Source organism: Acinetobacter colistiniresistens (assembly GCF_024582815.1).
Taxonomy (GTDB): domain Bacteria; phylum Pseudomonadota; class Gammaproteobacteria; order Pseudomonadales; family Moraxellaceae; genus Acinetobacter.
On the sequence record NZ_CP102099.1, the window covers coordinates 2,866,847 to 2,888,462 of the forward strand.

The following is a 21,616-nucleotide window of genomic DNA, read 5'->3' on the forward strand; positions in this document are numbered from 1 at the left end:
CTACGCTACCGTTTACAGTATTTTTGTATAAAAAACTACGTCTCAGTTACAAGAAACGTACTTTTTAACAAATTACTTCATTTGAGCTTTAATTAAGTCACCAATAGTCTTAGGACCATTGCTTTCTGCAGCTTGAGTCGCAGCAGCTTGGCGAGCATTGTTCACAGCTTCTTTCTCTTCAGCTTCGTCTTTCGCTTTGATAGACAAGTTGATAGAGCGAGATTTGCGATCAACGTTGATGATCTTCGCTTCAACTTCTTGACCAACTTCTAAGAATTTAGTCGCATCTTCAACGCGGTCACGGTTGATTTCAGAAGCTTTAAGTGTTGCTTCGATGTCATCAGCTAATTTAACTGTAGCACCTTTAGCGTCAACAGCAGTTACAGTACCTTTAACCATAGCACCGCGTTCATTCGCAGCCAAGAAGTCATTGAATGGGTCGCTGTTTAATTGCTTGATACCAAGGCTGATACGGTTGCCTTCAGCGTCAACAGATAAGATAACTGCTTCAACTGTGTCGCCTTTCTTGTAACGACGAATCGCTTCTTCGCCTTGTTCGTTCCAAGAAATATCAGACAAATGTACTAAACCGTCGATACCACCAGATAAACCGATGAAGATACCGAAGTCAGTGATTGACTTGATCGTACCAGAAACTTTTTCGCCTTTTTCATTTGCTTTAGCAAACTCTTCCCATGGGTTAGCACGAGTTTGTTTGATACCCAATGAAATACGACGACGTTCTTCGTCAACTTCAAGAACCATAACATCAACTTCATCACCGATCTGAACAACTTTAGATGGGTGGATGTTTTTGTTAGTGTGGTCCATTTCTGAAACGTGTACTAAACCTTCAACGCCTTCAGCGATTTCAGCGAAGCAACCGTAGTCAGTTAAGTTAGTTACACGTGCTTTAACGATAGAACCTTTAGGGTAACGGCTCATGATCGCTAACCATGGATCTTCGCCTAATTGCTTAAGACCTAAAGATACACGGTTACGCTCGCGGTCAAATTTAAGTACTTTAACTGTAACTTCTTGACCAACTTCAACAACTTCTGAAGGGTGCTTGATACGCTTCCAAGCCATATCTGTGATATGTAGAAGACCATCAATACCGCCAAGATCAACGAACGCGCCGTAATCAGTAAGGTTCTTGATTGTACCAGTAACTGTTTGACCTTCTTCAAGTTGAGCAAGTAATGCTTCACGGTCAGCTGAAGATTCAGCTTCCATAACTGCACGACGAGATACAACAACGTTGTTACGTTTAGCATCAAGTTTGATTACTTTGAACTCTAACTCTTTACCTTCAAGGTGAGTTGTGTCACGAATAGGACGAGTGTCAACTAAAGAACCTGGTAAGAATGCACGTACAGGACCGATGTCAACAGTGAAACCACCTTTAACCTTACCAGAGATAACACCAGTAACGATTTCGCCGTCTTCAAAGATTTTCTCAAGTTTAGTCCAAGTTTCAGCACGCTTCGCTTTTTCACGTGATAAAACTGTTTGACCCATACCGTTGTCAAGCGCTTCAACAACTACGTCAACAGTATCGCCAACTTGAACTTCAAGTTCACGTTGTTCATTTAAAAATTCAGCACGGTCAACAACGCCTTCAGATTTAAGGCCAGTGTCAACAGTAACCCAGTCAGAATCGATACTGACAACAGTACCTTGGATGACTGCACCCTTTTCAACGTTGAGGTTTAATTCACTTTCTTCAAAGAGGGCTGCAAAAGATTCGGTCATGATATACCTGATAAAGTCCGCGGTCTTGGATCAGACAAGGCCGGTTTAGTTAAGTTGTTACATTGTCCAAAAAATCTGATCAAGCAATGCTTCAACTGATAAAAAATTGTGTATCTATTTTATACGGCTATTGATATAGTCAACCATCAGCTGAAACACTTCATTGATGCCTATTGTAGAACTATCAATGATATACGCATCCTCAGCGGGCTTGAGCGGAGCAACTGTACGCTCCATATCTCTTTTATCTCTAGCCTGTATGTTAGATAAAATGTCGCTTATTTTAGCATCAAGCCCCATACCCTGCAACTGTTTTACGCGCCTCTCTGCACGAGACTCAGCCGATGCTGTTAAGTAAATTTTCGCTTGAGCCTCTGGAAAGATCGATGTAGCCATGTCTCTGCCATCAGCAACCAGCCCTGGTGCTTGAATAAATGCACGTTGACGTGCGAATAATGCTTTTCTTAAAGCAGGGACAGTTGCAACTTTAGAGGCATACTCTCCAACCTGTTCAGTACGAATGGTATTGCTCACATCCACACCATCAAGCAAGACCTGTGTCGCCGCCTCGGTCGTTTTAAATTCGATATCCAAATTTGTTGCATATTCGACACATTGGTCTAAATTCACGTCAATTTGGTCAAGCAAACCACGTTGAAACAATGACAGCCCAAGTAAACGATATAACGCACCTGAATCCAATAAATTAAATTGGTAATGTGCTGCAATTTTAGCGGCCAGCGTACCTTTACCTGAACCGCTTGGACCATCAATCGTAATAATATGAACTGTCATTCCCATCTCTTATAAAGCAACTGATTTGGCTAATTTTGAAAAGCCTAGTGTAATGGCTGCTTTCAGTTGTGCAAGAACTAATTTACTCACCAACGGTGCTTTTGCCGTAAATTCAATCTTATATGTGACCAAAGTGATAAAAGGTGTAATTTCTTTAAACTCAATTTGACCCAGATGATGCTTCACCAACGGGTTGTTAATTAGCTTATATTCAATCCGTTTATTTTCTTCCAGTAAGGTAATTTCTTCCTGTAATGGCTTGATTGGACCAAATCCCATGCGGCGAATCGAGCCAACACCATCAGGACGTTTCGGGTCAGCTGAGTCCTTCACACGGACAACCTGCAAAGGTGCAAATGCCTTGTTATACGTGGCATGTTTTGACAGCAGGTCGAAAACTTCAGAGATCGGTGCATTAAATTCTTTTTTTACAGTAATTGCATTACGCATAACATCGCCTTTTTATATGACCCAACATCTTGGGAGGCTTAGTTTGCCATACTATAAGTGACATTTTTAATCATTTAGGGACGTTTTTGACAACCGGATTCTCTTCTTTTCATCCCGCCTTTGCTTAAAAAAATCACTCAACTGTTGCGAGCATTGTGCTTGTAGACAACCCTGCTCAAAGGCAAATTTGTGATTGTAATAGCCACTATCGAGTAATGCTCTTGCACTGACTAATGAACCTGCTTTCGGTTCTGTTGTAGCAAATACCACTCGCTGCACACGTGCATGCACTAACGCCCCAACACACATGGTACAAGGTTCAAGGGTGACATAAAGCGTAGTATCGTCTGGCAAACGATAGTTATTTAATGCCTGACAGGCTGAACGCAGTGCTTGAATTTCAGCATGTGCGGTTGGATCAGAAAGTGTAATCGGAGCATTGTATCCCGCTCCAATCATCCGTCCATGGCTCACTAAAACGGCCCCCACAGGAATTTCACCTTGAGCTGCGGCCAATGCAGCCTGCTCATAGGCAAGCTGCATCCAGTATTCATCATTACAATTTTCAGAACTCATAAGACTCAGGCAATCACACCATAGTGCTTTAATAGCGCATTCCAGCTTTCAATATTGGTCACAGGAGCACAATCCCCCAAGATACCTTTTAAGCTGAGTTGCTCTGTTGCTTGCCACTCTGGAGATAAGTCCTTATCCACTAAACGGGCACGCACCCCTTCAACAAAGTCAGGATGACGGATTTTCCAATCAGAGATTTGCGCTTCCAGTGCAAAAACTTCATCCCAGGCATGACCTTGTTTGCCCCACTGCCATAACAACCAAGTAATCGCTGCTGTACTCGGTGAGCCTTTCTGCAAGTTTTCACTGGCTTGACGCAACCAGTCACTACTTGCATCACTCAAACCAATAATCGACTGGTAGTCATATTCAAAGCTTTGTCCACGACATACGCTATGAATCACATCAATCGAATTTTGTAATGGACCCGATGCTACAGGACGATGCAAACTATTTAAGGTGTCGTCAATTGCTCTAAATGCGCCTGCTGGATAATGGTTCCAGTCCACATTTAATACCTTTTGCAAGACATTATCACGTTGCGCTTCACAAATATGCGTTGCCCAACCAATGCTAAATGCACCCGCAGCCGTCATGATTGAACCCGTCAATCCTGTAAACAAGCCAATTTGTCCTCGATCCGCCAAGAAGCGACTCGCACCGACATCCGGGTATAAACCAATATTAATTTCTGGCATAGCCAAACGTGAATAAGGCGTGACCAAGCGGAAGGGTGCGGCCATAAACAGACCTAGCCCACCACCCATGACATAACCCTCACCCCAAACCACGATCGGTTTAGCATAATTATGTAACAGCAAATCAAGCGCATATTCTTGCTGGAAGAATTGATTGGCTGCGTCAACTTCCTGATTAATAACTAATTGACGTAATTTACGAACATCTCCACCAGCACAAAATGCTTTAGGCGTGGTGGAATCAAACCAAATGGCTTTAACTGTTTCATCGACATGAAAATCTTGAAAAACCTGAAGCAATGCAGTGACGATTGGTTCATCCAGTGCATGCAAAGATTTAGGGCGGTTCAGACGAATGATTCGCCAACCATTTTTTGCGTGTTCAATAACTAAATCTGGATGATAGCTATTTAAATCAGGAGAAGTCATTATGCGTCCAATTGCCAGTCTATAGGCTCAATGCCATGTTGTTTCAAATAATGATTAGTTTTAGAAAACACTTTACAGCCAAAAAAACCACCACGATTCGCAGCTAGGGGTGATGGATGTGCTGCGCTAAGAACCAGATGTTTATTACGATCAATACGTTGGCCTTTACGCTGCGCATAAGCACCCCATAAAATAAACACCACATGTTCACGCTGTTCATTCAATACATCAATGACTGCATCGGTGAAATCTTCCCACCCGCGTTTCTGATGAGAAGTTGGTTGACCCGCTTCTACCGTGAGTACACTATTAAGTAATAACACACCTTGTGCCGCCCATTTACTCAAGTCACCATGACGTGAAATCGGTACAGCCAAATCCGTATTTAATTCGTGAAAAATATTACGCAAAGATGGCGGTAATGCAACCCCTCTTTGTACAGAGAAACTTAAACCATTGGCCTGATTTGGACCGTGATACGGGTCTTGCCCTAAAATCACGACCTTTACTCCACAAAGCGGCGTTGTATTCAGTGCATTAAAAATCTGTTTACTTGGTGGATAAATTGTTTTTTGGGCAAGCTTTTCTTGTTGTAAAAACTCACGCAAGTCATCCATCTTCTGGCTAAGTAAAAACTCTGATAATGAGATTTTCCAAGACTCGTCCAACTGAACTTTACTTAATTTGTCCTGCTGTTGTTCAGTAATTTCCATCCATATTCCTTGAAAAATATTCACTCAATAAAGTGAAGAAAGCACTCAAATATTAACTTGTAATTCTACGTTTGGATTTTGGAATTTGATTCCATTTTTCAGATTTTCGTACATTTGAATGTCACTCCACTCGGCTTGTACCTGTTCTGAAAATACAATTTGGTCCAGACTTAATGCACCCATTTGCGCATTGTCAATATCTTCCTGAAAGCTCTGTGCATAACCCGTATCCGTTTCATGCACAATAACAGAATAAACCTGCACATCACCCTCACCATTCTGAGTTGTGGTTGAATTCAAGACCTGCTGAGCAAGATAGAAGAAGATACGGGAAAATTGTTCAGCTGAGGGTGAAACAGGCAACGCAATCCAACGTGCACTGAATGTTTTACATGCATCAATATATGCAGGATCATCTTTCTGCCAAAAACAGATCGCATGATCAAAACTATCAAATAACTCTTTGATCACGCCTTTTAACAAACCGAAGTCATAGACCATTTGCCCATGATCCAACTTTGACGCTTTTAATAATAATTCAACTTTATAGCTATGCCCATGAATCGAGCGCTTACAACGATCCGATGTACAGTTCCGTACAATATGAGCATTTTCAAACTTAAATAATTTACGAATTAACATGCACCAAGCTAATCTTTTATCTGCAAACGGATTTTATTATAAAACAAAAAAAGCGGCATTGGGATTGATTTTAAACCTTGTCACCATTTGACAAACCAATCTTTAAATTACTCAAATGGTGACAAACTTCTAGAGTAAACAAATACTTGTTTGTCTTTTCTCATTAATGAACTGGTAAATTGGCGTTTTCGTTCGCTTAAAACAACTTCGATTTGTGCGGTAAAATAGTTTGACTTGCTATCTAGCAACGTAGCTGCATCTGTTTTGCTTTGTTCGTCTATGCCAGAAAATGCACTTAGCTTCCATAGATCATCGACGTTATTGAAGTAGCTTAAGTCAGCCTGCTTACGTTTCAACTCTTGCTCCACCGCTTTTACATCTACTTTTGAGTCAATACTGGCCAGCAACAACGCAGAAGCAGTATTCATATTGACCTTGGTTCTCTCTGGCAAAGCAGTCACATAAGGCTTAATCAAATCATAATTTTTACCTTCAAAGCCTCTCACCAACTTTAATTCTTCAACACTATGAAATTTTGTATTTGGTACTAAATAAGCAGGATCTAACCCCTGATAATAACTACTCTCAGCCCCCATTGCACCTGCTACCTCATCATTGGTATCTTGCCAATCGATTACAGCCTGACTGAGTTCCGCAGGTAAACCAACTCGTTGCAGCAACTTTTCAAACCAACGTCGAGCCGAGTCATCCACCTGATTTCCGTCTGCTTTAACCAAATTATTGAGATTAAACTTCCCCGACTCATCAGTTAAACGTCCTGACACAAAGCCATCTTCTACTGGAAATGGGGGCATGGGCTTAGCCCAATTTTCCTGTAAATGATCAATCGCACCACCATTATCACTGTCTTGAATGAGCAACTCAGAGAAGAAAGCTTCTGCACTTTTTGCATATAATAAAGATTGATTTTGACGCATCAAATACCCCGTATTTTCCGAGGTATTGGTTTGTCGTTTCGCGATAGTCGCTGCTAAAATTGTTGCTAAAGCCACCATCACCAGAATGGTCAATAAGGCGACACCATGCTGAGGTGCCCCAAATCCATGAGACTTTTTACTGATGCGTTCTTTTATCTTAATCATTGTGATGGAAGCTCTGTATGATTAGATGAATTTGATCCATCTTTATTCGGTGGGTTTACGCCCCCATTTGTATTTGAGTTCCCTAGATATTGTGAATAGACTTGCGTATTTAACAGGCTAAAGATCCATTCATAATCAGTACCAGCAACGGTCAGCTGTATTTTCAAACCCAAGGGTAATTTCTTGAGCTCGGCTATATTGTTTGGATCGCTATTTTCTGGCCATTGAGTTAGCTCTTGAGGATTCAGAACCATCACTTTAAATTGATCAACATTCTCCAATAAGGTACTTGAGACTGGCTGTACGCGATTTGGAATATTAAGATTTGAATATTTCAGTCGATATACTTTCTTTTGTGTAGAGTCATATCGATATTCAATACGTTCATAAGGTGATAGTCCTTGTTTCAATGGGTCAGAAACACCTGCTTTGCTAAAAACAAAATATTGATTATTCAACACAATAGCAGCCTGTAACTGTCGACCATCATTTGCAGTCAATGGAATAATCTGCAAGCTGTCTCTTAAAACCTGCTGATAAGCATCTTGCAAGGCAAATAAATGCATTTCATGCTCTGCATTTCTATCTTTTACTTTTAATAGATAATCAAATACCTTCCACCCCAACATGGAAAGTACAGCAAAGATTGCGATTGCAACCAGCAATTCCACTAAGGTAAATCCTGACTGAGGTGAAGAACGATTGAAAGCAGGCCTAGATCGCTTTGCAAGAAAGCCACGCTTAGCCCGAATCCAAGTTGAAAAGCGATGCTCGAAATTATATGTCATTGTGTTCTAGCCTTTGCTGGATAGTTAAAGAACACAAGATTAGTAACACCCGCTTCAACCTTCCCTTGTTCATTATTAAATAAACTGACTTGTAACTCGATGCGTTGTATCTTCGGGCTAATGGTAGATTGTGCTTTTTTGTCAATTTGCCACGTTTCGCCTTGCGAAGTCACTTGCTTGGATTGTGTCCCGTCCAGCCATTCCTGATTGATTTCCATCCTTGCCACTTCATTCATTGCGACAAATTGTGCCTTTGTCCTTAAGATTGCATTTGCTGTCGATTGCGTATATTGCATCGCGACTTTCGTTAATGCGATGGCAGCCACGGCAAAAATCGCCAAAGCCACCATTACTTCGAGTAAGGTAAATCCTGAACGAGGGTTAGTGAAACAACGTTTCACCCTGAGAAGCGCAGCTTCGCAAGAAGACGAAGAGCTATGCTCGAAGTGAGCACGATTAAATCGAGCACCGCTCGACCCTGCTGCAAGGCGAGAAGCTATGCTTCGAGTATAGAGGTTGGTGAAACAACGTTTCACCCCGAGAAGCGCAGCTTCGCAAGAAGACGGAGAGCTATCATCTGAATCTTTAATTTTCATCTATTTTACCCAAATGATCTAGCTCTAACTCATGGCCAATTGGTTGTTGCTCATAATAGAACTGAATCCGAACTGGCTTCACTTCACCATTGCCGAACCAAATTAGTTGTGGTGTTTTACCACCCAATAAATCTTCATTTTTCGCTTTGCTATAGTTTGCCGTGTCTAAGCTTTGAATACTGAAAGAAACACGATCTGGTAACTGTCGGGTTTTAAATTCTTTATAGAGCCGCCAAGTACGATCTGCCTGTTGAATCTGCTCCCGACTCTGATCGTGATATTCAAACAGGTTATAACTAAATGGGGCAACATCTGTAGCATTTTGAGTGTTTAAGGCAAAAACTTTGGCCTGATCTGTCGCTTCTTTATTAATTTTTTTGAGATCAAGAATAAACATTTCCCTAGCTTGCATTGCTCGACGTTGATCCACTCCACCGATATTTAACACCACCAAAGATGCCATAATCGTCATAATGACAATCACCACCATGACCTCAATCAGAGTAAAGGCTTTTTGTAATCGCAGTGATGATCTCATCGTCTTTTCAACTAAGGTAAAGCAGATTCAAGTAACTTAGGTAATGCGAGTGCCTGTTCAATATAAGCAACACGCAATGTGTCTCGCGATCCAATGTAACGTTGGTAAAAACTCGAATTCAAAATTACAGCCGCGCCATAGGTCAACGACCAAATGGAGGCGAGATAATCACGTGTGGTCATGGTGCTATTGATGTCCAACAAGTAACTCTCAGTCATTCGAATGATGATACGTAAACGTTGCCGACGCACTTTATATAATTCACTAAACAGCAACTGAATGCCCTGACCCGTTGTTGAAAGACGTTCTTCGATTTGGTGAAATAAAGCGGTACGCTCAGGATGATGCAAATGATGCAGCATAAAAAAAGCCAAATGTTCTGGAAAAGCTTTTTCAGTATCTTGAATCATTTCAAGTAACATGCGCTCATTGCGAATAATCAGCAGCATATATAATTCGTCTTTACTTTGAAAATGTTTGTATAAGGTCCCTTTTGCAAGATCTAGTTCCGCTGCTAAGGCATCTAGTGTCATGCCCGCTTCACCATTTTCTAATAGGAGTTGCTCCGCGATTTGAAAAATTAATACTTCTCGTGCTCTGAACTGAGCTTGCCGATCCATTTTCACGTAATAACTCTCTTTCCTAATACAACAAAACCGTTTATTTCAAATTTAAGAGATTCTCAAAATTTTGTGTTGTAATCCTGCCAATCTCTTCAACCGATTTATCATATACATCACTTAATGCTTTTGCTACAAAAGGAACGTATTTCGGTTCATTGGTTTTACCACGGTATGGAACGGGTGCCAAATAAGGACTATCCGTTTCAATCAGTAACCGATCAAGTGGCACCTGTTTCGCAACATCCCGCAAGTCTTGTGCATTTTTGAATGAGACAATTCCTGAAAAGGAAATATAATAACCACAATCCAGAACAGCTTTGGCAGTTTCCCAATCTTCAGTAAAGCAGTGCAGAATACCATGTGTAGAGTGTTCCGCCCGAATAATATCGACTGTATCGTGTTTCGCTGCTCGGGTATGCACCACTACAGGCTTTTTGACAATTTTCGACGCTTCAATATGGCGTGCGAAGCAACGTTTTTGCTCAGCCACGAAATCAGTACTATGGTAATAGTCCAACCCCGTTTCCCCCAATGCCCAGACTTTATCTGATTGTGCAAGCTTCACAAGATAGTCGGTTGTTGCACGCGCCATAATCTGCTCATCTTCACAAGGATGCACACCGACTGAGTAACCAACATCATCATGTCTTGCCGCAATGTCTGCCAATTTAACATGATCATCCAAATCGACTGAAATCCCCATGAACTTGGAAACACCTGCAAGCCGAGCTTGCTCCAGTGCCTGATCTAAATCACCGTTATAAGGTGTCAGATCCAACATGGTTAAATGGCAATGCGTATCAACAAACACTCTTTTTTCCTATTCTCTTAACAACTACATCGTATAGCTTGGACGATCCAAGCCTTTCATACCAGCAAGAAGCTTTTCAGCTTCATTTTTATAATACACACCTTTTTCACCAACCAACTGAATTGCAAAGCCTTGTGGCTTAAAATGGGTTTGTTTATGTGAAATCCAGATCACTTTTCCTGTGAGAGGAATCTTTTGTGATTGCTCAGGCAACGTTGCCAATACAAACACTTCTTGTCCCATTTTAACTGCCTGTTTGGTCGGTACAAATAAACCCCCTCCCGATACAAAAGGCATATAGCTAGATTGCAATGTAGATTTGTCAGTAATATTAACCTGTATAATTCCGCCCATCATTTGTGGTTGCATAACATTCCCCTGTCAAACACTCAATTAATTAAAACATTAATAATTTTATACCATTGATAAATCTAAATATATTACAAAAGTTGTGTAGATTTATAACACACACTCTAGTGACTGGCCCGTAAAAAACCTATACTCGATTTATCACTTGATTATAGAAAACAATCGAACAAACAACAAATAATGTTTAGGTAAAAGCAGAGTAAAGTAGACAATCCGAACTTTATTTAAACAAGCCATGTAGTCTAAAAAGAAATATTTAAGCCTAGATGACAATTGTTCAATCCTGTTTCAATATTTTGAGCTCAATTAAAGCTGAAAATATTAAATCAAAAGGAGTTTAAACATGAAAAGAATAAGCCTATTGGTATTTTGTAGCTTTTACTTGCTGAGTACCTCCATGCTCTATGCTGAAAACTTGAAAAAACAACCTAAATTTACCGACTACCCTGTTCGGATGTACAAAGGACCCACGGCTCAACTGGATATGACTGATGACTATGCCCGTTTATTTAGAACACGATTATCACAAGGCCTAACAGAAAGACCAGATTATGCTGGAGAATATGTAGTAGTTGGTTGGGGCTGTGGTGCAATGTGTTATAGCCTCACCTTAATTAGCAAAAAAACTGGTAAAATTTTACAGACATTCGGAGGCGAAACCGGAGAAAAATTGATTGATACCCAACCCAACAGTTTGCTATTGATCACACATGGTTCTGTCAAAGTGAATGGAAAAGACATTTATGCCAAAAAATTCTATCTACTCAAAAACAATCAGTTGAATCTAATTTACCATACACCCATTGCAGCGAGCCTGTAAATTATTTTGTGTAAGTTCCATTTTTTATAAATGATCTTTTAATCGATCATCGAACTGAATCGTAAACCAATTCATTGCTAAACGCCAATTTTGAATTGGCATCGTCCATTTCTTCGCAGCATTTGATGTTGCTAAGTAAATGACCTTCTTTACTGAGTCATCAGATGAAAAGATTTTCCTCTTCTTCGTTGAATGGCGTATTACGCTATTCAACGACTCAATCGCATTTGTTGTATAAATTGCATGACGTATTTCGGCTGGATAGCTAAAGATCGTTCGGATATTTTCCCAATTGGCCCGCCAGGATTCTCCAATTTTGGGATACTGGTGATTCCATTGATCACAGAAGATGTCTAGGGACTTTAAAGCATTTTCCTCTGTACTTGCCTGATAAATCGCTTTCAGACCCGAGGTAACAGCCTTGTAGTCTTTCCAGCTTACAAATCTCAGGCTATTGCGTACAACATGCACGATACACAGTTGAATATCAGTATGAGGGTAAACGGAGGCTATCGCGTCAGGAAAGCCTTTTAATCCATCTACACAGGCAACAAGAATATCCTGTACTCCTCGATTTTTTAGCTCTGTCATGACTGACAGCCAGAATTTGGCACCTTCTGTCTGAGCAATCCACATACCCAGTAATTCTTTTTGTCCATCCATATTGATGCCTAAAGCAAGGTATACGGACTTGTTAATCACATTGGAGTGCTGACGGACTTTGACAACAATACAGTCAAGATAGACAACAGGATAAAGGCTATCTAAGGCTCTATTTTGCCACTCAGTCACTTGCTCAATCACAGCATCGGTAACTTTGCTGATGAGAGATGCTGAGACATCGGCATCGTACATTTCTTTGAAGAAGGCTACAATTTCCCTATTAGTCATTCCTTTTGCATACAGTGAGAGGATTTGGTCATCCATACTGGTGATGCGTGTTTGGTGCTTTTTGATAATTTGTGGCTCAAATGAACCTTCTCGATCACGGGGAATATCTAAAGCCAGTTGTCCATCTTGAGTTGTAATGGTTTTAGAACTAAACCCATTACGGCTATTTGAGCCTTTCCTGGACTGATGCTTTTCATAACCGAGATGGTCTGAAAGTTCAGTATTGAGTGCAGTTTCAATCATGAATTTTTTAAAGACTGCTGTCATTTGGTTTAAGTCTTCTGGTGTTTTTAGACCTTTAGCCAATTCGGCAGCCATACTTTTGATTGTTGCTTCATCCATGTGAAGTACCTTTTGTAATTATCCTCTGAAGGATAAATGAAAATTAAGTACTTACACAAAATTTAGAACAGTCCCATTGCAGCAGAGCATGAAGATGAGAATGGAAAATTCAACCCATAAGACAATGATTTCAATGAGATATAGCAAGGCCTGCTTGCTATATCTATCACATTCACTATTTTGATGCTTTAACAATTTCAGCTTTATCAAAAGAGAACCAACATTCACCTTGAGTTGCCCATTTTGATTCAGTGGTCCCCAACACACCCGTCACGGTAATTCGATCACCTACCTTTAAATTACTAATTTTATCGGTATTTACTTTTAAATCATCACGAGTCAGCCCCTGTCCTTTACATTTAGCATTACTTGGATCTTTAAAGATAATCGCAATCTGGTTTTGGGAAATCACCTCACCTGTTTTAGTAATACGTGTAATGATTCCAGGTACTTCAAGACGCTGTGCATCCCACTTTCGCTTTGCTGTAATTTCATTCTGTTGCCAATCTCTCCAAATTTCTGACAGAGTTGCCTTCTTAGCAGCCCCTAAGCCACGGAAGTCTCCACTCAAAATATCTCCAGTTTTATTTAAAATTCCATCCGTTGCTGACATTGCTGAATCCAAAGTCTGACAAGCACTCAATGACAGACAGCCCAAAGCGACTAAAAGTGTTTTTATTTGCATATCTCAATTCCCTAGCATATCTAGCAAAACGCCATGTGAAAAAATAACATATTTACTTAAAAATGTGAATTTTTAACACTCGACTAAGGAGATTTTTCCAATAAAAAAGCCACCCGTATGAGCAGCTCTTTCCTAAAAATCAAAAAAGAATTTTCTATTTTTCGGTACATTTATAATCAAAATCCAAGGTGCTAATCATTCGATCAGTATTTCTTGAAATGACTGAAATATTATTCACCCCAGCTTCAATATAAAATTTACCACTAAACTGATTCGCTACTGAGCCACGATCATGATTGAAAGAATAGTTATAAATACATTCATAGGCCTGAGATCCTATATTTGAAGCATTAATCACAAATGAAGAGCCATTAATATTTGATACAAATTTTGGTTCTGCCATTACAATGCTTGGTATCATTAAAAATGATAAAGCAAACGCGATAAATGTTATTTTCATCTCTATATTCCTTATTTTTTAATATTATTGTGAAGTAACTCACATTTTATATACATTTTATAAGGATTAAAGAGCGAAGAACAATTTATATACAAAGCTTACATGATCACTACAAAAGATAGCTCCGCAGATTAGAAAACAGAGCTAAGCATATAAATTTAATTAAAATATTTTTTAAACCAACTTAACCAACGTTCATTAGCTGAATAAACAACTCATCCATAACCAATTGGGTTTGTACATTTTGCTCAATCATTAACTTTTTCTTCTGTAAATCAGAATAAATCGTAAAGAGTGTCTCTAAACTATAAAATTCAGCCAGTGGCTTAAAATCCAAATCATCATTCTTTAATGATTGATTCAACTTTAAACTAATCAAATCCCCTAACAGATATTCAAACATGGTTATCCATTCAGCGAAATTTAATTCTTTAGACCACTTATTTGAATAGTTTAAAGGCATATTCTTTTCGACAACCAACTTAAGCCAATCCTGTAGAAATAAGGCACGTTTCTGTAGCCATTCACTCTTTTCAATTTCAATAGCCGTTAAAGGCATATCATTGGCAAGGTTCAGCAATAAAGAAACTTGCTCAGCACTAATTTCAGGAATTTGCTGTTTTATAAATGCTTGTGCATCTGAGATCGTTAATCGATCTAAAGCAAAATGCTGTAATCGACTTCGAATCGTTGCTGGAAGTTTTAAGTAATGATCAGCCAATAAGATCAGTACCACTTTCTCGCCAGGTTCCTCCAGAGTTTTGAGTAGTGCATTGGCTGAGGCCGTATTTAATGCTTCAGCAGGCTCAATAACGACAACACGCCAACCCTCTCCTGTTTGCTGAACAAATGGAAGTAGATCGCGAATCTTTTCAATTTTAATTTTAGCATTTTGTTTTTTATTCTCTTCATCCGTGGTGATATGCACATAATTTGGGTGAGTGTCAGACTTTAACCATTGGCAACTCGTACATTCACCACAAGCAGCCTGCACTTGCTTATTCAAACAAAGAACCCAAGCCACAAATCGCGCCGCAAACTCTTTTTTTGCGCAGCCTTGCTTTCCATAAAACAAAAGGCCGTGCCCAAGCTCAGGAAACCGTGTAGTTAACAATTCCCATGTTTGGGTATGCCAAGGATATTTCACCGTAGATTGAATATCGACCATAATTATTGAAAGGCACTCACAGGCATAGTGTTTAATCGATCCAGATCCGCTTGCGTATCAACGCCTGGTGGTAAATTGGCTTCTGCAACGGCTATGGCAATACGATGACCATTTTCAAGTACACGCAGTTGCTCTAGACTTTCTAATTTCTCAAGATGCCCCTGTTCCCAAGTGATATACTCTTGCAGTAATTTAACACGATAAGCATATAAACCTAAGTGACGAAAAGCTTGATCATGTAGTGTTAGCTCAGCCTGTTTCGCACCATCACGATCATATGGAATAGTGGCACGGCTAAAATATAGCGCCTCATTACGCTTGCTCATGACCACTTTGACAATACTATCTCGCTGAAACTCATCCAGCTGATGAATCGGTTCACATAGTGTTGACATTGAGCACTGCGGATTGTCGACCAAAAGTTGGCTAACCTGCTGAACAAGCTGTGCTGGTAGCAATGGCTCATCACCCTGTACATTGACGATAATATCATCTTGCAACCATCCCTTCAGCCGCGCAACCTCACTTAAACGGTCTGTACCTGAAGGATGCTCTGTACTGGTGATGACCACATCAACGCCTTCTGCACGGCATACTTCAGCAATCCGCTCATCATCTGTCGCTACACAAAGGTCATCAAAGCCAGCAACTTTTTTGGCTTGATCAACCACACGCAAAATCATTGGGCGGCCATGAATAAGCAATAAGGGTTTTGCAGGCAGGCGAGAACTCGCAAAACGAGCCGGAATAACAATATGTTTCATGGTCGCTCTCTAAGAAAATTGAATACCAACTTGCTGTAGTTGCGACTTCAGCAAATCATAGCAATCAGATGATAAAACAGCCTCAACGGGTACAACCCAGATTGGAATATTAAATTCAGAGTTTTGCTTTAATAATGCCTTGAACTTTACCGCATCTTTCTCAGTGGTAATAATCGCATCATGATTATCGAAAGTTAGATCAGCAATCTCATAATCATGATGATCTGGAAACTCATGGGCCTGATATTGCTGCACCTTCAAGGTATTCAAAGTTTGATAAAAACGCTGTGGAAAGCCGATGCCAACAACTGCATTAAAGTACTGACTGGCATCAAACCATTTCGTCTCTACATCAGGATTTAACAGATAAGGTTCCCCAACTGCTAAATGCATATTTCTTTGTGCTTGTGCAGTTTTAGTATGTGCAATCACGGTGCTTTTTTTTAAGCGTGATTTGGGCTCACGCAAATATCCTTCAGGTAAGAGTTTTTCATTGCCTAAACCACGATTCTGATCCAATACAATCCATTCGATTTGCCGCGCTAAAGCCCAATGTTGCAGGCCGTCGTCACTAATAATTAGATCAAGTTTTTCATTTTCAAGAAGCAACTCAATAGCAGCTTGTCGGTTTGGCCCAACAGCCATCGCTACACCGGTCGATTGTACGATCAGACAAGGTTCATCCCCTGTAGCCTCAGGTTCTGAACCCTTCGTCACCAAAAGTGGAAATGGGCCTGTGCCACCATAACCACGGCTAATTACTCCAACTTTTAAATTATGCTGTTGTAAGTACTTAACCAACTGGATCAATAACGGTGTTTTACCACTACCACCAACTGTAATGTTTCCAATCACCATAACAGGCACTGGCGCTTGATAAACAGGCTTAATTCCATGTTGATACAGCGCCTGATTCGCACAAAAACCGAGTCGATATAACCATGACAATGGGCGCAACAGCACTAACCACGAAGCCTGTTCATTCCAAGCATCCTGAATCCGCTGTGCCATCGACATGCTTAATTTTCCTCAAAATTGCGTTGATGTAGTTGATAGTACATACCATGCTTGGCAAGCAATTCAGCATGTGTCCCTTGTTCAATAATTTGCCCTTTATCCATGACTACGATCATATCTGCATTTTCAACTGTTGAAAGACGATGTGCAATTACAATTGTAGTACGTCCTTGCATGGCTTCATCAAATGCCTGTTGGATGAAATATTCAGATTCATTATCGAGTGCACTGGTCGCTTCATCCAAAATCAAGATCGGAGAATCTTTTAAAATCGCCCTTGCAATTGCGATACGCTGACGCTGACCACCTGACAAATTCAGGCCTTGTGCCCCAAGAATCGTGTCATAACCTTGTGGCAAGTTCATGATAAAATCATGTGCAAATGCTGCTTTAGCGGCTGCAACAACCTGTTCATCAGTCGCATCTTGTAGCTGACCATAAGCAATATTATCACGCACTGAACGGTTAAAAAGTACGACCTGTTGATTCACTGTCGAAATTTGTGACCGCAAATACGACAATTCAATATCTTGAACAGGAATATTATCAAAATAAATTTTCCCTTCGCTTAACTCTTGAAAGCGTGGCAACATATTCACCAGTGAGGTTTTTCCTGCGCCAGACCGTCCTACCAATGCAATAGTTTGTCCTGCTTTGATATCCAAAGAGAAGTCTTTAATTGCATGCGTGCCATCTTCATAACGCAAATTCGCATGCTCAAATTTAATATTACCGTGTAAGACTGGTTTAAGCTGTCCGTTATTGACTTCTTCAGGCATATCCAGCAATTCAAATACGGAATGTGCTGCGGCTAAACCACGTTGTAGCTTTTCATTGATATCTGTTAAGTTTTTTACTGGTTTTGAAATTAAACCTGCTGCAGTAATATAAGAGACAAACTCACCTGCAGATGTATCACCCAATACCTGTGGACGTAGAGCCAACCACAAAATGATTGCCATTGCCATCGACAATAACAGTTGAATGATCGGACTATTAATATTCTGTACCACCACCATTTTCAAACCGCGGCGCAGGTTCTCCTCAGAAGACTTATAAAAACGCTTCTGTTCAAACGCTTCACCGGTAAAACTCTTTACAACAGAGTTTCCTGTAATGGTTTCTTGTACCACGTGGTTGACATCGCCCATGGTATTTTGGACCTGGATCGACAGTTTCCGCATCTTTTTCGATGCAATTCTCACCAGCAAACCAATAAATGGCATAAAAACCACAATACATAGGGTTAAACGCCAATTGGTATAAAGTAAATAACTCAATAAACCAACAACAATCAAACCATCTTTAATCAATGTTTGCAGAGATTCGGAAGACGCTGCTGTTAACTGCTCTACGTTATACATCAGTTTCGCACTGATATGACCCGCACTGTTATCAAGATAATATTGTGATGGGAGCCTTAAAAGTTTTGCATAAACTTCCTGGCGAATGCTAAACACCAAACTGCGTGAAATCACCGCAGAAAAGTAACCACCGAGAAATAGACCAAAACCACGGAAAAACATCAATAAAACAATTAGCGCTGGAAACCAATCCAGATTTGTTCGGCTACCTTCTTGAATGGCATCAATAATGTACTTCAACAGTTTTGCCACAGAAACTTCTGTCGCTGCATTGATTCCGAAACCAAGCAAGACTAATAAGGCAACGCCCCAATAAGATTTTAAATACGATATTAAACGGACATAAACCTTAAAATCCTGATTCACTCAGTAAAACCTCTTGTTGGAACCTTGGTGCTGATATTGACGTTAACAAAACCGAGTTGACCGGCAACATCCATCACGCGAATCACGTCTTGATGCGCAGCTTTGGCATCAGCCGCAATAATGAACATAAAATCACGACGATCTTGTGCAATCTGCTTGATAGCCGTGCTTAAATCAGCAATATCCTTGCTTGATAAAGCTTGACCATTAACAGAATAATGTCCTGTGGAGTCTACCATGATTTCAATTTTGTGATCGAATTGTTTAGGCGGAACACCTTGTGCATCGGGTAATGTCAGATTTATACGACTTTGCTGACTAAATGTCGTCGATAATAATAAAAACACCAAAATAAATAACATACAGTCAATCATTGGTGTCAAATTGATATGAATATCTTCAACTTGAGAGCGTTTAAATTTCATATGAACACCTCGGCTTAGCTTGCACGACGATGTTCATGTGCATAAGCTGCTTTCTTATAAAAAAGTGCAGCATGAAATAGTGTTGATTGCTGTTCCAATTCGGCAACATACTCATGTACTACTCGTTGAAAATAACGATAAGCAATCATTGCAGGAATCGCAATCAGCATCCCTACAGCAGTCGTAATTAAAGCTTTGGAAATACCTGGCATCATCATACTGGCATTACCCGCTGAACCGACATCAATCACTAAAAAAGATTCAATAATCCCGAGCACTGTTCCCAGCAAACCCAACAAAGGAGCAATCGCACTCAAAGTTCCCAAGAAGTTAATATTTTTTTCAAGATGACTAATCTCTTGAGATGCGGTTGCTTCCATCTGAGCACGCGCAAATTGCTCACCCTGATCTTGATGGTCATAACCTGCTTTTAAAATACGACCTAACGGGCTTTTTGATGCTTCCTGTTGTTGTAAATGTTGAATCACCGACTCGGCATCAGAACCACTGATAAGCAAAACTTGCGGTAAAACTTGTGACCGTTTTAAACGAATGTATCGTTCAAGTGCAATGGCAACCGTAAAAATTGATGAGAGAATAAGGGGCAGCATTAACCAACCACCCGCTTTCACAAGTTCCCACATATTATTCCCCAATAATATTTAAAATATAAAAGGATGGAACAGGATTCGCTCATCATTCAATTATCTTTACAGACCCGATAAAGGAACCCAATCCTTAATATTAGTTAGGTAAACAAATATTGAGGATTCCATCCAACTCATCCAATGAGTGGTAATGAATGACCATTTTCCCTTTACCTTTTTGGTTATGGTCAATTTTCACATTTGCCCCGAAACGCTCTGACAGCTTCAGAGTCAAGTGTTCAATATCAGGAGATACCTGAACCTTTTCTTTTTCAGGTTTTGGTTCACTCCACTCACGAACTAACTGTTCAGTCTGTCGTACCGACAAACCTTTTTCAATCACGATCTGTGCAACCGCGATTTGATCTTTTGCTTTCAAAGCCAAAATAGCACGGGCATGTCCCATATCAATCTGACCTTGTTGCATCAAATCTTTAACTGGATCTGCCAAGCTGAGTAAACGTAATAAGTTACTGACTGTCGTACGCGCTTTGCCAACAGTATCTGCAATTTCTTGATGGCTCAAACCAAACTCATCATGGAAACGTTGTAGAGCCACCGCTTGGTCAATCGGATTCAAATCTTGACGTTGAATATTTTCGATCAATGCCAAAGCAATCGCGACTTGATCATTTAAGTCACGCACAATTGCAGGAATTTCTGTTAACCCTGCTAATTGTGCCGCACGCCAGCGTCGCTCACCTGCAATAATTTCATAGGGGTGTTGTTCATCGTCGACAGGACGAATCACAATCGGTTGCATCACGCCATGTTTTTCAATCGATGCGGCAAGCTCTTGTAAATCTTGTTCTTGAATAAAGCGACGTGGTTGGTATTCGCCACGCTTCAATAAATTGACATCAATTTGCTTGAGTTGACCATGATCCAAGGCTTGTGCTTCAAGTTGCAATTTTTCTTTTTGAATTGAACCCAATAGCGCATCTAAACCACGACCTTTAGCCAATCCGCGTTTTTTGATGCTCATACCGCACTTCCTTTTTTCACTTTACTTTTCTTCAACATTTCAGCGGCTAGGTTCAAATATGAAACAGCGCCTTTAGAACTTTTCTCAAAATAAATCACTGGCAACCCATGCGCGGGCGCTTCTGCCAAACGAATATTTCGGGGAATGACCGTTTCATATAACTTTTTACCAAAATATTGCTCCAGCTCTGCTGACACATCACGTGTCAATGCATTCCGAGCATCATACATGGTACGTAATACCCCAACAATTTCCAAGTTTGGATTAAGGGCTTTTTGTATACGATCAATCGTTTGAGTGAGATCAGCCAAACCTTCCAAGGCATAATATTCGCATTGCATTGGAATAATCACACCATTAACCGCAGCTAAGGCATTCACCGTAATCAGGCTTAAGCTTGGTGCACAATCCACTATAATATAGTCAAAGGCAGCATCGACCTCTTGCAATGCATTTTTAAGAATAAACTCTCGTCCTTCCTGCTCTGCAATCGCCAACTCTACGCCAGCAAGCTCTCGGTTTGCCCCAAGTACTTTATAACCCACTTCTGCTTTTTGAATGGCAGTTTCAATCGGCACTTCACCCAACAACACATCGGTCACAGAATAAAGTAAATCATTCTTTTGAATACCAGACCCCATGGTGGCATTCCCTTGCGAGTCCATATCAACCAGCAAGACACGTTTTTTCAAGATCGCCAAAGAAGCAGCAAGGTTGACTGCTGTCGTGGTTTTTCCGACACCACCTTTTTGGTTTGCAATCGCAATAATTTGAGCCATGACTTCCTCTTAATATT

Annotated in this window: 26 protein-coding genes; 1 reads left to right on the top strand and 25 read right to left on the bottom strand. The window is 40.3% G+C overall.

Going from position 1 to position 21,616, the window contains the following annotated elements; all coding sequences use genetic code 11:
• Positions 1–72: 72 nt before the first annotated feature.
• The 14 genes from rpsA to NQU59_RS13825 form a co-directional block, all read right to left on the bottom strand.
• Positions 73–1,755 (bottom strand): 30S ribosomal protein S1, encoded by a 1,683-nt coding sequence (gene rpsA, locus NQU59_RS13760; RefSeq protein WP_005241870.1) that lies wholly within the window; start codon positions 1,753–1,755, stop codon positions 73–75.
• A 114-nt stretch (positions 1,756–1,869) separates the two neighbouring features.
• Complete coding sequence (cmk, locus tag NQU59_RS13765) at positions 1,870–2,550, bottom strand: (d)CMP kinase (protein WP_043969781.1); 681 nt, start codon at positions 2,548–2,550, stop codon at positions 1,870–1,872.
• A gap of 9 nt (positions 2,551–2,559) precedes the next feature.
• Entirely contained in the window at positions 2,560–3,000 is a 441-nt protein-coding gene (locus tag NQU59_RS13770; RefSeq protein ID WP_005241872.1) for an SRPBCC family protein, read from the bottom strand.
• Between the two features lie 66 nt (positions 3,001–3,066).
• Positions 3,067–3,576: a tRNA adenosine(34) deaminase TadA gene (gene tadA / locus NQU59_RS13775; RefSeq protein WP_043969779.1), complete on the bottom strand. Its 510-nt coding sequence runs from the start codon at positions 3,574–3,576 to the stop codon at positions 3,067–3,069.
• 5 nt (positions 3,577–3,581) lie between these two features.
• Entirely contained in the window at positions 3,582–4,706 is a 1,125-nt protein-coding gene (locus NQU59_RS13780) for an enoyl-CoA hydratase/isomerase family protein (protein ID WP_171067835.1), read from the bottom strand.
• Complete coding sequence (gene ung / locus NQU59_RS13785) at positions 4,703–5,416, bottom strand: uracil-DNA glycosylase (RefSeq protein ID WP_005241875.1); 714 nt, start codon at positions 5,414–5,416, stop codon at positions 4,703–4,705. Before ung ends, NQU59_RS13780 begins: the two co-directional genes overlap by 4 nt.
• Positions 5,417–5,461: 45 nt before the next feature.
• A complete protein-coding gene (locus tag NQU59_RS13790) occupies positions 5,462–6,058 on the bottom strand; it encodes a 6-pyruvoyl trahydropterin synthase family protein (protein ID WP_005241876.1) in 597 nt (198 codons plus the stop codon).
• Between the two features lie 107 nt (positions 6,059–6,165).
• Complete coding sequence (gspK, locus tag NQU59_RS13795) at positions 6,166–7,161, bottom strand: type II secretion system minor pseudopilin GspK (protein ID WP_257063821.1); 996 nt, start codon at positions 7,159–7,161, stop codon at positions 6,166–6,168.
• A complete protein-coding gene (gene gspJ / locus NQU59_RS13800) occupies positions 7,158–7,949 on the bottom strand; it encodes a type II secretion system minor pseudopilin GspJ (protein ID WP_257063822.1) in 792 nt (263 codons plus the stop codon). The genes gspK and gspJ overlap by 4 nt, the downstream gene beginning before the upstream one ends.
• Positions 7,946–8,350, bottom strand: a complete 405-nt coding sequence (gene gspI / locus NQU59_RS13805) for a type II secretion system minor pseudopilin GspI (RefSeq protein WP_257063823.1) — start codon at positions 8,348–8,350, stop codon at positions 7,946–7,948. Before gspI ends, gspJ begins: the two co-directional genes overlap by 4 nt.
• A gap of 184 nt (positions 8,351–8,534) precedes the next feature.
• The gene (locus NQU59_RS13810; RefSeq protein ID WP_043969775.1) at positions 8,535–9,083 is read right to left on the bottom strand and encodes a pilus assembly FimT family protein; all 549 of its coding nucleotides are present in this window, start codon (positions 9,081–9,083) and stop codon (positions 8,535–8,537) included.
• Positions 9,084–9,094: 11 nt separating this feature from the next.
• Positions 9,095–9,703, bottom strand: a complete 609-nt coding sequence (locus tag NQU59_RS13815) for a TetR/AcrR family transcriptional regulator (protein ID WP_004757931.1) — start codon at positions 9,701–9,703, stop codon at positions 9,095–9,097.
• 40 nt (positions 9,704–9,743) lie between these two features.
• Entirely contained in the window at positions 9,744–10,517 is a 774-nt protein-coding gene (locus NQU59_RS13820; protein WP_005241885.1) for a TatD family hydrolase, read from the bottom strand.
• A gap of 24 nt (positions 10,518–10,541) precedes the next feature.
• Positions 10,542–10,886 (bottom strand): PilZ domain-containing protein, encoded by a 345-nt coding sequence (locus NQU59_RS13825; RefSeq protein ID WP_005241886.1) that lies wholly within the window; start codon positions 10,884–10,886, stop codon positions 10,542–10,544.
• A gap of 343 nt (positions 10,887–11,229) precedes the next feature.
• Between NQU59_RS13825 and NQU59_RS13830 the strand changes: the two genes are divergently transcribed.
• The gene (locus NQU59_RS13830) at positions 11,230–11,706 is read left to right on the top strand and encodes a hypothetical protein (RefSeq protein ID WP_257063824.1); all 477 of its coding nucleotides are present in this window, start codon (positions 11,230–11,232) and stop codon (positions 11,704–11,706) included.
• A gap of 24 nt (positions 11,707–11,730) precedes the next feature.
• On the opposite strand, the gene NQU59_RS13835 is transcribed toward NQU59_RS13830, so the two are convergent.
• From NQU59_RS13835 to NQU59_RS13885, 11 genes are all read right to left on the bottom strand, one after another.
• Positions 11,731–12,939, bottom strand: a complete 1,209-nt coding sequence (locus NQU59_RS13835) for an IS256-like element ISAba26 family transposase (RefSeq protein ID WP_005202188.1) — start codon at positions 12,937–12,939, stop codon at positions 11,731–11,733.
• Between the two features lie 175 nt (positions 12,940–13,114).
• Positions 13,115–13,624 (bottom strand): hypothetical protein, encoded by a 510-nt coding sequence (locus NQU59_RS13840; RefSeq protein ID WP_257063826.1) that lies wholly within the window; start codon positions 13,622–13,624, stop codon positions 13,115–13,117.
• 154 nt (positions 13,625–13,778) lie between these two features.
• Positions 13,779–14,084, bottom strand: coding sequence for a hypothetical protein (locus NQU59_RS13845; protein ID WP_005275055.1), 306 nt, complete (start codon positions 14,082–14,084; stop codon positions 13,779–13,781).
• Positions 14,085–14,268: 184 nt separating this feature from the next.
• The gene (locus NQU59_RS13850) at positions 14,269–15,252 is read right to left on the bottom strand and encodes a DNA polymerase III subunit delta' (RefSeq protein ID WP_257063830.1); all 984 of its coding nucleotides are present in this window, start codon (positions 15,250–15,252) and stop codon (positions 14,269–14,271) included.
• A gap of 2 nt (positions 15,253–15,254) precedes the next feature.
• A complete protein-coding gene (kdsB, locus tag NQU59_RS13855; protein ID WP_257063831.1) occupies positions 15,255–16,016 on the bottom strand; it encodes a 3-deoxy-manno-octulosonate cytidylyltransferase in 762 nt (253 codons plus the stop codon).
• 9 nt (positions 16,017–16,025) lie between these two features.
• The gene (gene lpxK / locus NQU59_RS13860; RefSeq protein ID WP_257063832.1) at positions 16,026–17,033 is read right to left on the bottom strand and encodes a tetraacyldisaccharide 4'-kinase; all 1,008 of its coding nucleotides are present in this window, start codon (positions 17,031–17,033) and stop codon (positions 16,026–16,028) included.
• Positions 17,034–17,035: 2 nt separating this feature from the next.
• Complete coding sequence (msbA, locus tag NQU59_RS13865; RefSeq protein ID WP_043969771.1) at positions 17,036–18,763, bottom strand: lipid A export permease/ATP-binding protein MsbA; 1,728 nt, start codon at positions 18,761–18,763, stop codon at positions 17,036–17,038.
• Entirely contained in the window at positions 18,760–19,188 is a 429-nt protein-coding gene (locus NQU59_RS13870) for an ExbD/TolR family protein (protein WP_005241894.1), read from the bottom strand. Before NQU59_RS13870 ends, msbA begins: the two co-directional genes overlap by 4 nt.
• Positions 19,189–19,202: 14 nt before the next feature.
• A complete protein-coding gene (locus tag NQU59_RS13875) occupies positions 19,203–19,832 on the bottom strand; it encodes a MotA/TolQ/ExbB proton channel family protein (RefSeq protein WP_005241895.1) in 630 nt (209 codons plus the stop codon).
• Positions 19,833–19,932: 100 nt separating this feature from the next.
• Positions 19,933–20,820 (bottom strand): ParB/RepB/Spo0J family partition protein, encoded by an 888-nt coding sequence (locus NQU59_RS13880; protein WP_257063835.1) that lies wholly within the window; start codon positions 20,818–20,820, stop codon positions 19,933–19,935.
• The gene (locus NQU59_RS13885) at positions 20,817–21,599 is read right to left on the bottom strand and encodes a ParA family protein (RefSeq protein ID WP_005241897.1); all 783 of its coding nucleotides are present in this window, start codon (positions 21,597–21,599) and stop codon (positions 20,817–20,819) included. Before NQU59_RS13885 ends, NQU59_RS13880 begins: the two co-directional genes overlap by 4 nt.
• Between the last annotated feature and the right edge of the window lie 17 nt (positions 21,600–21,616).

What these genes read in the sequence shown, in the direction of transcription:
- lpxK (WP_257063832.1), bottom strand. Translation starts at nt 17,033, where the DNA reads ATGTCGATGGCACAGCGGATTCAGGATGCTTGGAATGAACAGGCTTCG.
- NQU59_RS13770 (WP_005241872.1), bottom strand. Translation starts at nt 3,000, where the DNA reads ATGCGTAATGCAATTACTGTAAAAAAAGAATTTAATGCACCGATCTCT.
- gspK (WP_257063821.1), bottom strand. Translation starts at nt 7,161, where the DNA reads ATGATTAAGATAAAAGAACGCATCAGTAAAAAGTCTCATGGATTTGGG.
- cmk (WP_043969781.1), bottom strand. Translation starts at nt 2,550, where the DNA reads ATGACAGTTCATATTATTACGATTGATGGTCCAAGCGGTTCAGGTAAA.
- NQU59_RS13870 (WP_005241894.1), bottom strand. Translation starts at nt 19,188, where the DNA reads ATGAAATTTAAACGCTCTCAAGTTGAAGATATTCATATCAATTTGACA.
- tadA (WP_043969779.1), bottom strand. Translation starts at nt 3,576, where the DNA reads ATGAGTTCTGAAAATTGTAATGATGAATACTGGATGCAGCTTGCCTAT.
- NQU59_RS13840 (WP_257063826.1), bottom strand. Translation starts at nt 13,624, where the DNA reads ATGCAAATAAAAACACTTTTAGTCGCTTTGGGCTGTCTGTCATTGAGT.
- gspJ (WP_257063822.1), bottom strand. Translation starts at nt 7,949, where the DNA reads ATGACATATAATTTCGAGCATCGCTTTTCAACTTGGATTCGGGCTAAG.
- kdsB (WP_257063831.1), bottom strand. Translation starts at nt 16,016, where the DNA reads ATGAAACATATTGTTATTCCGGCTCGTTTTGCGAGTTCTCGCCTGCCT.
- NQU59_RS13790 (WP_005241876.1), bottom strand. Translation starts at nt 6,058, where the DNA reads ATGTTAATTCGTAAATTATTTAAGTTTGAAAATGCTCATATTGTACGG.
- NQU59_RS13875 (WP_005241895.1), bottom strand. Translation starts at nt 19,832, where the DNA reads ATGTGGGAACTTGTGAAAGCGGGTGGTTGGTTAATGCTGCCCCTTATT.
- NQU59_RS13835 (WP_005202188.1), bottom strand. Translation starts at nt 12,939, where the DNA reads ATGGATGAAGCAACAATCAAAAGTATGGCTGCCGAATTGGCTAAAGGT.
- NQU59_RS13815 (WP_004757931.1), bottom strand. Translation starts at nt 9,703, where the DNA reads ATGGATCGGCAAGCTCAGTTCAGAGCACGAGAAGTATTAATTTTTCAA.
- ung (WP_005241875.1), bottom strand. Translation starts at nt 5,416, where the DNA reads ATGGAAATTACTGAACAACAGCAGGACAAATTAAGTAAAGTTCAGTTG.
- NQU59_RS13880 (WP_257063835.1), bottom strand. Translation starts at nt 20,820, where the DNA reads ATGAGCATCAAAAAACGCGGATTGGCTAAAGGTCGTGGTTTAGATGCG.
- NQU59_RS13825 (WP_005241886.1), bottom strand. Translation starts at nt 10,886, where the DNA reads ATGCAACCACAAATGATGGGCGGAATTATACAGGTTAATATTACTGAC.
- NQU59_RS13885 (WP_005241897.1), bottom strand. Translation starts at nt 21,599, where the DNA reads ATGGCTCAAATTATTGCGATTGCAAACCAAAAAGGTGGTGTCGGAAAA.
- NQU59_RS13810 (WP_043969775.1), bottom strand. Translation starts at nt 9,083, where the DNA reads ATGAGATCATCACTGCGATTACAAAAAGCCTTTACTCTGATTGAGGTC.
- NQU59_RS13850 (WP_257063830.1), bottom strand. Translation starts at nt 15,252, where the DNA reads ATGGTCGATATTCAATCTACGGTGAAATATCCTTGGCATACCCAAACA.
- rpsA (WP_005241870.1), bottom strand. Translation starts at nt 1,755, where the DNA reads ATGACCGAATCTTTTGCAGCCCTCTTTGAAGAAAGTGAATTAAACCTC.
- NQU59_RS13845 (WP_005275055.1), bottom strand. Translation starts at nt 14,084, where the DNA reads ATGAAAATAACATTTATCGCGTTTGCTTTATCATTTTTAATGATACCA.
- NQU59_RS13830 (WP_257063824.1), top strand. Translation starts at nt 11,230, where the DNA reads ATGAAAAGAATAAGCCTATTGGTATTTTGTAGCTTTTACTTGCTGAGT.